This is a genomic window from Chitinophaga nivalis (assembly GCF_025989125.1).
GTDB lineage: Bacteria > Bacteroidota > Bacteroidia > Chitinophagales > Chitinophagaceae > Chitinophaga > Chitinophaga nivalis.
Map to the genome: position 1 here is coordinate 5,765,385 of NZ_JAPDNR010000001.1, position 14,681 is coordinate 5,780,065.

The following is a 14,681-nucleotide window of genomic DNA, read 5'->3' on the forward strand; positions in this document are numbered from 1 at the left end:
CCCTCCAGCAGCTGCCCAGCGGTTGTTTCATCGAATAACTCTCCGGCATATTTCAATGTAACACTAATAACAGCTCCCTGCTCTGCGGCAGATATACCCAGCGGATAATCCAGTTTTTCTATACTACCGCTGAATTGAACTGACAAGGCATCTTCTCCGCCTTCTCCTTCCGCGATAGGATAGTTTTCATATACAAACAGGCTATTGAACAAACGTTCTCCCCCCTGCTGCAACTTGCTCAGGCTTACGTCACTGCGGCTGTTTACCTCATTGATATCAGACTGCAATGCCTGAATAGTTGCAATGAGGCTGCTATCTGTATGCTGCAGGATAACAGGTAAAGTATTGATGTATAAGCCAACTGATTGTTCTATATCATCTATCGGGAGATTACGGCCAGACAGGGTCATACCCACAATCGTCGTATCGCTGTTACCGTACAAACTCAATTGTTTATGCCAGCAGTATTGCAACACTGCATTTAAGGTAAAGCCATTGGCAGCACACAATGCTTTCAGCGCTTCATATTGCACACCACTGATCTGTATTGTTTTTTCCAATGGTTGCAGGATATGCCGGTAAGCGGACAAATTGATATGCCGTTGTTCCGGACGCAACAGCCCACTGAGATCCTCCCGGTCGGTCAACTGACCTAAATAAGCCTGCCAGTAAGCAATATTATCTCCTCTATGTGTTTGCAAATAACGCTGCGTCAGCATATAGCTGCCATCTTCCTGTATGGTTACCGGTTCTCCTTTCAGGAGCTGTAAATAAACAGCATGTACCTCATTCAGCAACAATGGCATGCTCCAGCCATCCAGGATGGCATGGTGATTACTAAATATACAGGCATAGCTATCAGCACCCAGTTTCACGAGATATATCCGTAAGAGGTTACCTGCAGCCAGATCAAATGTTACTGTACGATCGGTGCGGGACAGCTCCTCCAGATATGCCTGTTGTGCTGTTATTTCCTGCTCACTGATATCGGTATAACGCCAGTCTAAATGACCGCTTTTATCGATGATCTGAACTAATGCTTCCTCCCATCCGAAACGTAACCGCAATACCGGATAACGTTGCTGCGCATAACGCCAGGCCTCTTGCAACAGCGATACATCCACTCGCTGATTATACTCCCACGAAATCTGTACCCGGTAAGCATCATCCACTTCTCCCTGGCTCAATGCATGGTAGATAAATCCTTCCTGCAAACTATTCGCCAGGTAAACATGACTGATTTCTTTTGCTGACTGTAAACGTGACAGGTAATCCGGAGAGATGATATGATCAATATCACTCACTGTTAAATAGCTACGGTTAGCGCCAGATAACCGTAAAATCATCTCTTCCAGTATCTGCTGATAGTTAGTTGCAAATGCATCCAGTACCGCTGCTGACATACGTCCACTGATACTAAACCGCAATTGTCCATCTATGATCAATCCATTGATATTGAGGACATGATGTTCGTCATTGGCACTTCCTATGGATGCCCCACTGTACTCACTGCTGATATGCCAATGTTCATCATCATTCACGGCTTCCTGTTTATCAAATTGCCCCAGGTAGTTGAAACTAATAACTGGCAAGGCCTCCGGCTGGTACCCCAGTAATGCCCCATAGCCGATACCGTTAGCAGGAATGCCACGCAACATTTCTTTGGCAGCAATCAGATGCGCACCATAATCTTTACCTGCAGTCACAATTTCTATCGGATACATTGTCGTAAACCAACCGGCCGTATGGGTAATATCGATGGTAGCTGACAACTCTTCTCTACCGTGTCCTTCCAGCAATACATGGTGCCGGTCAAGACCCGTCACCTGTGATAAAGCAACACCTAAAGCACTTAATAAAATATCGTTGATACGGGTATTGTAAACGTGGCTGGTATGCCGTAACAATAAATCTGTATGATGCGTATCCAACGACAACGATGCCGTACCGGCTGTCTCAACAGACAGTGCCTGTAAGGCCGTATTGCCGGCTGCGATACCGGCTTGAATACCCAACCAGTAATCGTATTCTGATGCGTTATAGTTTGGTGAGGATTTATAAGCAGCTATTAACGCAGCCCATTGGCGATAACTACTGCCTTTCTCTCCTAAAACAGCCGTAGCAGAGATAGCTGGCAGCGTAGACTTGTCTGCCAGATTTGACAAATAATGATAGATCTTTTCCAGGTCTTCTGTCAGTACACGCCAGCTCACCGTATCTATCAGCAGGTGATGAACGGCCATATAAATCCGCGCACGACCATCCGCATATCCTTCCAGATAACCAATCTGCAACAGCTTATCTCCGTAAATATCAAAGTCGCTTTGCCACTGTGTTAATATGGTTGCTAATGCTTCTTCTCCAGGGAGGGTACGGATATCCAGATAACGAAGGTTTGCTGCCGTTACAGCATCCCCATAATACTGCACCCCTTCACGTGTATAGCGTAACCGCAATGCATCATGGTGATTCAGCAGTTTCACCACCGTATGCTCCAGCAATGTTTTATCCAATTCAGGTACATTAATCAGGAATGACTGGTTCCAATGATGGTAATCAGCCAGTAAATCTTGCTCCACCTGGGCAAAGAACCAGGACTGAACCGGCAACAAGCCTGCTGCTGCAGATAAGACACCTTGTTCTGTTTCCAGCTGCACGTGCTGCGCTATAGCCCCTTCAATCACCTGCGTATAAAGTGCCGCAATCGTCCGGTGACGGAAAATATCTTTCACACTCACCCGGATACCCGCCTGCTGCCTTAAACGGCTCACCAGCTGGATACTGATAATACTATCGCCTCCCAACCGGAAGAAGTCATCATGAATACCAATCTTGCCACCATCTATACCCAGGATCTGACCGAAGATGTCACACATGATTGCTTCCGTACTATTCTCAGGCGCCTGATAACCAGCGGTATCCGTGAACTGCGGATCAGGCAGTGCCCGGCGGTCCAGCTTACCATTGAGCGTCAGTGGCAGGTGATCCAGGTGTATCAGTACTTCCGGCACCATATAATCAGGCATCGCGGCCCGCAGGTAATCCAGCAACAATTGTTCATTCTGTACAGTATCCGCTACATAATAGCCTGTCAGATACCGGCGATCTCCGGAGGAAGCTTCTTTCACCAGTACCACGGCTTGCTTAATACCTGCATAGGTAGCCAACCGGCTTTCAATTTCGCCCAGCTCAATTCGATAACCCCGCAGCTTCACCTGGAAGTCGTTACGCCCCTGGTATTCGATATTACCATCGGCCAGATAACGCACCAGGTCACCGGTTTTATAGAGCCGTGCGTTGATACCGGCTGCCTGTTCTGCTGCTGTCCGGAAAGGATTCTCAATAAATCGTTCAGCCGTCAGCGTAGCCTGATTCAGGTAACCACGGGCCACACCCGCACCACCAATGTATAACTCGCCCACTGCACCCATCGGAACAGGATGCTGATAACGATCCAGGATGTAGACCGTTGTATTGGCTATCGGACGACCAATCGGAATAATACCCGATCTGATAGCCGCATCATCATTACACAGATAAGCAGTAGCAAAGGTCGTGCTCTCCGTAGGGCCGTAACCGTTTACCAGCTGCACCCGGCCATTCCGGGCCAGTAACCGTTGTACATGCGTATAAGACAGCTGCTCACCACCTGCTACAATATATTTCAGCGCAGGCAGGCAAGACAACTCCTCATCTACCAGTGTATGGAATAATGACGTCGTAATAAAGCAGATTGTGATCTGATGAGTGACCATCACACGTTCCAATTGCTGCAGATCCAGGAATATATCTTTATCTGCTACGATCAGCGTGGCGCCATTCAGCAAGGCGCCGAAAATATCAAACACCGATCCGTCAAAGGCATAGTTGGCAATACCCAACACGTTATCGGCAGCATCAAAAGATACATAATCCACATTTTTCACCAACCGGCTCACACTATGCTGTTCTACCATCACCCCTTTAGGCATACCCGTAGTACCACTCGTGTACATCACATAGGCCAGGTTATTACCGCCTGCAACAGCTGCTACATCAGTAACCGCATAAGTATCCAGGGTGGTGGCAAAAGCCGTATTATCTATACATACAATAGCATTATCTGTATGGGATATAATGGATTTTAACTTATCGGTATATACCTCATTCGTCAATACGACACTGGCGCGCGTGTCAGACAAGATATAACGGATACGGTCTTCCGGATAAGCGGTATCTATCGGCACATATGCACCACCCGCTTTTAAGATACCCAGGATAGCGATCAGCATATGCTCCGAACGATCCAGGTAAAGACCTACCAGGTCATCCGGCTGAATAGCATAGGTTTCCCGCAGGTACCCTGCCAGTTGGTTCGCACGGGCATTCAGTTCGCCGTAAGTCAGCTGCACGGCTCCATACACCACCGCCACCTGATCCGGTGTGGTGGCCGCATAGGCTTCAAACAATGTATGCAGTGCTTTGTCTGCAGGGTATGGTTTCGTGGTATCGTTCCAGTTATAGATACTATTTTCATACGGTGCAGCTGCTACATAACGGAGTGATTTCACCCGAACATCACGTTGACCGGCTGTTTTCAATGCAGCCAGCTGCGTCAGTATTTCTTTATATGTTTCAATATAGGCCTGCATGGTGGCAGGGGCAAAAAGCCGCGTCGCATAGTTGAACACGCCATAAATTTCTTCGCCGCTATCATTCAAGATGGTGGTCAGATCATACTTGGCAACAGGACTGGCACCCTCACCTACGTACTGAGTAAACAACTGATTACCCGATATCATCTCTCCTCCAAAATCCTGCACACTGAATAACACCTGGAATACAGGATGACGGGAAGTATCCGGTTCCACATCCAGTTCATCTACCAGTTTCTCAAACGGCAGATCCTGGTGTAGCTGCGCTGCAATCACCGACGTACCAACCTGTCTGATAAAGTCTGCCAGCCGCTGCTCCCCGTCTATCTCTTCCCGCAAGGCCAGCGTATTCACAAAGAAGCCGATCAGGTCTGCTATCTCTCCGTAATGACGGTTAGATACCGGACTTCCCACCACAATATTTTGCTGATGACTGTAGCTACTCAGCAACAGATAATAACCACTCAGCAACAGACTGTACATACTTACTTCCAGCTCCCGCGATACCGCCCGTAAGTCGTCGCTGATAGTCTTATCTAGTACAAATGAAATATCTCCGCCTTCATAACTAATCTGAGCAGGTCTTGGCAGATCTGTTGGCAGATACAACGTTTCGTAACCAGCCAGCCGACCTTTCCAATAAGACAACTGCCGTTCCAGTACAATACCGCTCAGATAACCACGCTGCCAAAGTGCAAAGTCTTTGTACTGTAATGATAACGATGGTAAGACATAGCCATCTACCTTTTCTCCGGCGGCCAGTGCGGCATGGTAAGCATAGTTGTTGTTTAACTCTCGCAGCAGAATATCGGTTGACCAGCCATCAAAAGCAATATGATGTAATACGATACTCAGGTAATGCGTAGCTGATGCGCCGTCAGTGTGTAAGGTATAAAGACCTATCTGTACCGGATATTCCTCCGCCAGCTTAAAGACATGACCTGCTGCTGTTGCCAATGCAGATTCCAGTTCCTGGGCGCTATACAAGTCTTTCCTCGCTATCACTAAAGGATATACCCTGTCATCCATTACCTGCTGATAACTGCTACCGGATTCACTGGTAACAATCATACTTCTCAATATTTCATGCCGGTGTACAATATCACGTAAGGCCTGTACCAGGTATGGAATAACTATACCTGCCTGCAGTTGAAGCGCAAGCGTAATGTTATAGGCATGGCTGCCACCTTCATAATTCTCAATAAACCATAAGCGTTCCTGTGCAAAGGATAACAGCTGCTCCTGCGGATGGGATACCGGTACGCTGGTGATATGTACCTGATGATCGGCCCCGGATAACAACCACGCCGCCAGCTTCCGGATGGTACGATAGGTAAATAGCACCGATACATTCACGTGCATATTTAATGCCTTATTCAACTGGTTGATCAGGCGGATAGCCACGATACTGTTACCACCCAGCCGGAAGAAGTCATCCGTTACACTGATTGTTTCAGCAGACAAGCCCAGTGCGGCGCCAAAGACTGCACACAACGTTGTTTCCGTGGCATTTTGCGGCGCTTCATAACGAGCCGTATCTGTAAATGCAGGATCTGGCAACGCTCCCCGATCCAACTTACCATTTATCGTCAATGGTAATTTTTCCAGGTGTACCAATACCGTGGGCACCATGTAATCAGGCAGATAAGCACCCAGGTAGCTTAACAGCGTTTCCTGCGGCACGGCTTCCGCTGCTACATAATAACCCACCAGGTATTTACCCTGACCCAAAGCGGCCTCCTTAGCCAGCACTACTGCCTGCCCGATACCTTCATACGACAGCAGCCGGTTCTCTATCTCTCCCGTTTCTATACGGTAGCCACGGATCTTCACCTGGAAGTCGTTACGACCCAGGTATTCAATATTACCATCTGCCTGGTAACGTACCAGGTCCCCCGTCTTATACAATCTCCCATTCCGGTTATCGGCTATTTCTGTAGCTGTCCGGAATGGATTTACGATAAATCGTTCAGCCGTCAGCGTGGCCTGGTTCAGATAACCACGGGCAATGCCTGCACCGCCCAGGTACAACTCTCCTGCTGCGCCTACTGGTAAGGGTTGCAGCTGCCCATCCAGGACATACGCCGTGGTATTGGCTACCGGACGACCAATCAGATGGGTGTCGCCATTTTCAATCTGCTTACCGGTAGCATAAATACTCGCTTCCGTTGGGCCATAATAGTTATATAACCGCGTGTAAGATGACCAGTACTGACCCGTTTCCCGGTCACATGGCTCGCCCGCATAGATGATTGCCTGCAAGGCAGGATATGCCACCCGTGGTAATACAGACAGCATCACCGGTGGCAGATACACATAGGCGATATCATTAGACAACAGATAAGTACTGATGCCCGCAGCATCCCGACGGATATCCTCACTTAAGAGATGCAGCTCATTGCCATACAGCAAGGCACTGAATATTTCTGAAACGGATACATCAAATACATACGATGTATAGGCTGCGATCTTCGCGGACGTACTATCGCCATAGGCTATACGGATAGCCGCCAATGTATTCACCACACCTGCATGTTCCACCATCACCCCTTTAGGCAGCCCGGTGGTACCGCTCGTATAGATAACATAGGCCAGCTGATTAACTCCTCCGCGATGTACCAGGTCTGAACCGGCATAATCCGCGCAGGCATCATTGTCTACACAAAGTGTGGCAATGGAAGTACCGGCAGTCAGGAATGTCAGCTGTTCCACATGCCCGCTGTCTGTCAATACGACTTTCGCATGCGTATCGGACAGGATATAGTTAATACGGTCATCCGGATAGGCGGTATCTACCGGCACATAAGCGCCGCCGGCTTTTAATACACCCAAAATGGCAATCAGCATATCCGCTGAACGATCCAGGCAAATCGCCACCAGCTCGTCCGGCTGAATATCATAGCTTTCCCGCAGGCAGGCTGCCAGTTGGTTGGCGCGGGTATTCAACTCCGCATAAGTCAGCTGCGTATGTTCATGCACAACGGCTATCTGATGCGGCGTTTTCACTACCTGTTCTTCAAATAACTGATGCAGTGTTTTATCCGCAGCGTATATTTTAGCCGTATCATTCCAGTCATAAACAATTGCCTGGTATTGTGATGTATTCAGATAAGATAATCCTGCTGTCGTCATATCCGGTTGTGCTATCAGTTGTAACACGATCTGTTCCAGACCTGATAACATTTGCGTTACTATGGCTTCACTGAAAAGCTCTCCGGCATACTTTAATTCAATATCAATCGTATTACCTCGTTCCATGACCACTATGCCCAACGGATAATCCAGCTTCTCGATACTGCTACGGAACTGCATACGCAAGCCTTCTCCGCTACCCGTCGCAACCGGGTAGTTTTCGAATACAAACAGGCTGTTAAACATGCGTTCTCCACCGCTTTGCAGCTTACTCAAACTCACATCACTACGGCTGTTCACCTCATTGATATCAGCTTGTAATCCTTTAATAGCTGCCATCAGGCTCATCTCCTTATGTTCCAGGATAACAGGCAGTGTGTTGATATATAAGCCTACTGATTGTTCAATATCATCTATGGGCAAATTACGGCCGGATACCGTCATACCTACTACTGTTGTAGTACTGTTGCCATATAGACTCAATTGTTTATGCCAGCCATATTGCAGCACTGCATTCAATGTAACGCCATGGGCTGCACATAAGCTTTTCAGCGTGGTATACTGCTCATTATTAATAGGCAAAGACTGCTCCCTTGTTTGCAGTATATGCCGGTAAGACCCTATATTAACATGGCGCTGTTCCGGACGCAGCAGGCTGCTCAGATCTTCCTGATCTGTTAACTGACCTATATAAGACTGCCAGTAAGCCATATTATCGCCGCGGTGTACCTGCAAGTATTCCTGTGCCAGGTTATAACTATTATCTTCCTGTATGGTTACCGGTTCACCTTTCAGCAGTTGGCCATAGGCAGCATGTACGGTATTCAGTAACAGCGGTAAGCTCCATCCATCCAGGATAGCATGGTGATTGCTAAAGATACAGGTATAGCTATTGGCATTGCGTTTTATGATGTATAACCGTAACAGGCTACCGGCAGTAAGATCGAAGGGTTCTGTACGATCTGCCGCCGACAATTTTTTCAGATAATCTTCCTGTGCGGTTTCCTCTCTGTCGCTTACATCAGAATATCTCCAATCCAAATGGCTGGTTTTATCTATGATCTGGATTAATGCTTCTTCCCATCCAAAACGTAACCGCAACACCGGATAACGTTGCTGCGCATAGCTCCATGCCTGTTGCAGCAGCGACACTTCCATTTTCTCATTATAATCCCATGAAATCTGTACCCGGTAAGCATCATCTACTTCTCCCTGGCTCAATGCATGGTAGATAAATCCTTCCTGCAAACTATTCGCCAGGTAAACATGGCTGATTTCTTTGACCGCCTGCAAACGCGATAGATATCCTGCAGAGATGATGTGATCAATGTCACTTCCCGTTAAGTAGCTACGGGTAGCGCCAGACAACAGTACAATCATTTCTTCCAGTATCCGCTGGTAGCTGGCCGAAAATGTGTCCAGGACCTCTGCTGACATACGTCCGCTGATACTAAACTGTAGTTGTCCGTTTATCACCAGGCCATTCAAATTGAGGATATGATGTTCTTCATTTGTACTGCCTACCGGCACACCACTATACTCCCCGCTGATATGCCAATTCTCATTGCTGACTGATTCCTGATTATCAAATTGTCCCAGGTAGTTGAAACTGATACCCGGCAACGCATCCGGCTGATAGCCCAGTAACGCCCCATAGCCGATACCGTTGGCCGGGATACCGCGCAACATTTCCTTTGCAGCCATGAGATGTGTACCATAGTCAGTCCCTGTGGTCACAATTTCAATCGGATACATCGTTGTAAACCAACCGGCAGTACGGGTAATATCCATCGTAGCGGACAGCTCTTCCCTACCGTGGCCTTCCAGCAATACATGGTGCCGGTCAAGGCCTGTCAACTGCGATAATGCAACGCCTAAGGCACTTAATAAAATATCGTTGATCCGGGTATTGTACACATGACTGGTATGCCGTAACAACAAACCGGTATGATGCGTATTCAACGACAACGCTGCAGTACCTGCTGTAGTACCAGACAACGCCTGCAATGCGGTATTGCTGGCAGCTACCCCCGCTTGTATACCTAACCAGTAGTTATATTCTGACGCATGATAGCCCGGCAAGGAATCGTAAGCAGCTACCAACGCAGCCCACTGACGATAGCTGCTACCTTTCTCTCCTAAAATGGCTGCAGCGGAAATATTACCAGGCGTAGACCGATCGGTAACATTTGACAGGTAATGATAAATCCTTTCCAGGTCTTCTGTCAGTATACGCCAGCTTACCGTATCTATCAACAGGTGATGCGCCGCTATATAAATCCGGGCACGACCATCTGCATATCCATCCAGGTAACCGATCTGCAAGAGCTTATCACCATAGATATTAAAGTCACTTTGCCACTGCGTCAATATAGTTGTTAATTCCGTTTCATTATTCAGGGTACGGATGTCTATGTACCGAAGCCCTGCTGCAGTTACAGCATCGCCATAGTACTGTGTACCATCCGGCCTGTAACGTAGTCTGAAAGCATCATGGTGATTTAATAGTTTAACGACCGCCTGTTCCAGCAGTGCTTTATCCAGTTCCGGTACATTGATCAGGAATGATTGATTCCAGTGATGGATATCAGCTAATAAACCAGCTGCCACCTGTGTAAAGAACCAGGACTGTACCGGTAATGATCCCACTGCTCCTGATAATATACCCTGTTCCGTATCCAGTTTCACTTCCTGTGGTATAGCTCCTTCAATCACCTGCGTATAAAGTGCCGCAATCGTCCGGTGACGGAAAATATCTTTCACACTCACCTGAATGCCCGCCTGTTGCCTTAACCGGCTTACCAGCTGGATACTGATGATGCTATCTCCTCCCAACCGGAAGAAGTCATCATGAATACCAATCTTGCCACCATCTATACCCAGGATCTGACCGAAGATGTCACACATGATCGCTTCCGTACTATTTTCCGGTGCCTGGTAACTGTCTGTATCCGTAAAATGTGGATCAGGCAATGCCCGGCGATCCAGCTTACCATTGAGCGTCAGTGGGAACTGATGGAGATGTACCAGTACTGACGGCACCATATAATCAGGCATTGCAGTCCCCAGGTAATCCAGCAACAATTGTTCATTCTGTACAGTATCCGCTACATAATATCCCACCAGGTATCTGCCTTCTCCGGAGAGTGCATCTTTCATCAATACCGCGGCCTGTTTAATGCCTGCATAGGCAGTTAACCGGCTTTCTATTTCGCCCAGTTCAATCCGATAACCCCGCAGTTTTACCTGAAAGTCATTACGACTGACGTATTCTATATTACCATCTGCGAGATAACGTACCAGGTCACCGGTTTTATAGAGCCGTGCGTTACTATCGGTAGCTTGTTCTGCTGCAGTCCGGAATGGATTAGCAATAAAGCGTTCTTCCGTTAATGCCGGCCGGTTCAGGTAACCACGGGCTACGCCTGCGCCTCCGATATACAGCTCTCCTGTTGCACCTACGGGTACCGGGCGATGATGACGATCCAGTACATATAAAGTGGTATTCTCTATCGGACGGCCAATTGGGACAATACCTGAAACCAACGTCGTATAATCGAGGCAAGGATAGGCTGTCGCAAAAGTAGTCGTCTCCGTTGGGCCGTAAACGTTAAGCAGTTTCACCCGGCCCTTCCTGTCCATCAGCCTTTGCACATGCCGGTAAGACATCTGCTCACCTCCGGTTGCCAGATATTTCAACTCATGCAGACAAGACAACTGCTCATCTACCAATGTCTGGAACAAAGCCGTCGTAATAAAACAGATAGAGACCTGATGGCTGACCATCACACTTTCCAACTGTTTCAGATCCAGGAACACTTCCTTATCGGCGATGACCAACGTTGCGCCATTCAGCAAAGCACCAAAAATATCAAACACAGAGCCGTCAAAGGCATAGTTAGAAATACCCAGTATTCTATCAGTCGCATCAAAAGATACATATTCCACGTTTTGCACCAACCGGCTCACACTCCGTTGTTCTACCATCACGCCTTTAGGCATACCGGTTGTACCACTCGTGTACATCACATAGGCCAGGTTATTACCACCGGAGCTACTTACCAGGTCAGTAACCGCATAAGTATCCAGGATGGCGGAAAAGGCGGCACTATCAACATACAACACCGCTACAGGCATCTCTGCTGTGATAGCTGCCAACTTATCTGTATATACCTCATTGGTTAATACAATTTTGGTGTGGGTATCAGCCAGCATATAACGGATGCGTTCATCCGGATAAGCCGTATCTATTGGCACATAGGCACCGCCGGCTTTTAATACGCCCAATATGGCAATGAGCATCTCAAGGGAACGATCCAGGTAGAGGCCTATCAACTCCTCTGGCTGAATGACATATACCTCCCGCAGGTAGCCCGCCAGCTGGTTGGCACGGGCATTCAGTTCTCCATAAGTCAGCCGAACATCTCCATAAACTACTGCCACCTGATCCGGTGTAACTGCTACATGGGATTCAAATAATTCATGCAGCGCTTTATCCGCAGGATATGGTTTCGTAGTGTCATTCCAGTTATAGATGATCTGCTGGTGTTCCCGATCAGTCAGGAAAGAAAGTCCGGTAGTAGTCAGATCGCTATTACCTGCCAGCTGTGTCAACAGTAAATCTATGCCAGACAACAACTGTGCTGCCATTGCTTCACTGATCAACTCACCCGCATACTTTAAGGTGACCATTACACCGTTTTGCTCTACCACAACTACCCCTAACGGGTAATCCAGTTTTTCTATACTATTCAGGAATTCAATAGACATCCCTTCTCCGCTACCAGTAGGAACAGGGTAGCTTTCAAATACAAACAGGCTGTTAAAGAGACGATCGCCCCCTTGCTGCAGTTTACCCAGGCTTACGTCACTGCGGCCGTTCACTTCATTGATATCCGCCTGTAATCCTTTAATGGCAGCGAGTATGCTGGTTGCTTCCTGTTCCAGGATAACCGGTAAGGTATTGATATATAAACCTACCGATTGCTCTATATCATCAACGGGGATATTACGGCCGGAAACAGTCATCCCCACCACAGTTGTACTGCTATTACTATAAAGACTCAGCTGTTTGTGCCAGCAGTATTGCAACACGGCACTCAATGTAAAGCCATAGGTAGCACATAATGTTTTCAGTGTTTCATACCGTGTTCCATCGATAAATACCGATTGTTGCTGTGGTTCCAGGATATGCCGGTAATCGGATAGATTGATATGCCGTTTTTCCGGCCGCAGCAGACTACTTAAATCTTCCCGATCGGTTAACCGGCTTATATAAGCCTGCCAATACGCCACATTTTCGCCCCTGTGTGCACGCAGATATTGCTGCGCCAATACATAGCTGTTGTCTTCCTGTATGATTACCTGCTCCCCTTTCTCCAGCTGTGCATAAACAGCATGTACATGATTGAGCAACAGTGGCATACTCCAACCATCCAGGATGGCATGGTGATTACTGAAGAAACAGGTAAACTGATTCACAGCGCGTTTCACGATATATATCCGCAACAGGTTGCCGGCTGCCAGATTAAATGTTTCAGACCGATCAGCGGCTGATAACTGCTCCAGATAATTTTCCTGTGCCGCAGTATCCAGATCGCTCACGTCTGTATAACGCCAGTCTAAATAACCTTTTTTATCAATGATCTGTATCAGTGTTTCTTCCCATCCAAAACGCAGCCGTAGTACAGGATAACGTTGCTGGGTATACGTCCAGGCCTGCTGCAATAAAGACGGATCTATGGCATGGTTATAATTCCAGGATAATTGTACCCGATAAGCATCGTCAACCGTAGCCTGGCTCAGGGCATGATAGATAAATCCTTCCTGCAGACTATTGGCTGGATAGACGCCGCTGACCTCTCTTTCTTCCTGCAACCGGGACAAGTAATCTGCCCCTATAACATGATCAATATCACTACCGGTTAAATAGCTACGCGCCTCCGCTGATAAGTAAATGATGATGTCCTGCAGGGCTTTCCGATAGTTGGTCGCAAACGTATTCAACGTTTCATCTTCCAGATATCCATTAATGCCAAATTGTAATTGTCCATTGATCACCCATCCATTGATGTTGATAAGATGATGATCCCGATTGGCTGTACCAGCCGTTACGCCACTGTTTTCACTGCTGATATACCAGCCATCACCGGACGTTTCCTGCTGGTCAAACTGCCCCAGGTAATTAAAGCTGATACGTGGCAACGAGGACAGGTCATAACCGAATAACGCGCCGTAGCCGATACCGTTGGCAGGTATAGCACGCAACATTTCTTTGGCAGCCACAATATTGGATGGGTGATCACTGCCGGCAGTCACAATTTCTACCGGATATATAGTGGTAAACCAGCCGGTGGTATGTGTGATATCAACTATATCGGACAATTCTTCCCGGCCATGGCCCTCCAGCATAATATGATGACGATCCAACCCTGTTAACTGTGACAAAGCAACGCCTAAAGCACTTAATAAGATATCATTGATACGGGTGTTGTATACCTGGCTCGTCTGACGTAATAGCAATCCTGTGTATTGCTCATCCAATGACCAATAGGTATACCCCTCAACTGCGGTAGACAATGCCTGCAATGCAGTATTAGACCGGGATACGCCCGCCTGCACACCTAACCAGTAATTATATTCTGATGCCTGATATAATGGCAGCGTATTGTACGCGGCCATCAATGCAGACCACTGACGATAACTGCTGCCTTTTTCTCCCAAAATAGCGCCAACAGCGATATTTTTTAGGGTATCCCTTTCTGTAACACCCGATAAATAATGATAAATCTTCTCCAGATCCTCCGTTACAATACGCCAGCTTACCGTATCTATCAACAGGTGATGTGCGGCAAAAAAGATACGCGCACGACCATCGGCATACCCTTCCAGATAACCGACCTGCAACAGCTTATC

Annotated in this window: 1 protein-coding gene (only partly in view); it reads right to left on the minus strand. The window is 47.5% G+C overall.

Every position in this 14,681-nt window falls within one protein-coding gene, locus tag OL444_RS21985, for a non-ribosomal peptide synthase/polyketide synthase (RefSeq protein WP_264729694.1), read on the minus strand. The gene is 105,360 nt long; 33,583 of those nucleotides lie to the left of the window and 57,096 to its right, leaving coding positions 57,097-71,777 in view — codons 19,033 (complete) to 23,926 (partial); the first complete codon in reading order (the gene reads right to left) occupies positions 14,679 to 14,681. Both the start codon and the stop codon lie outside the window.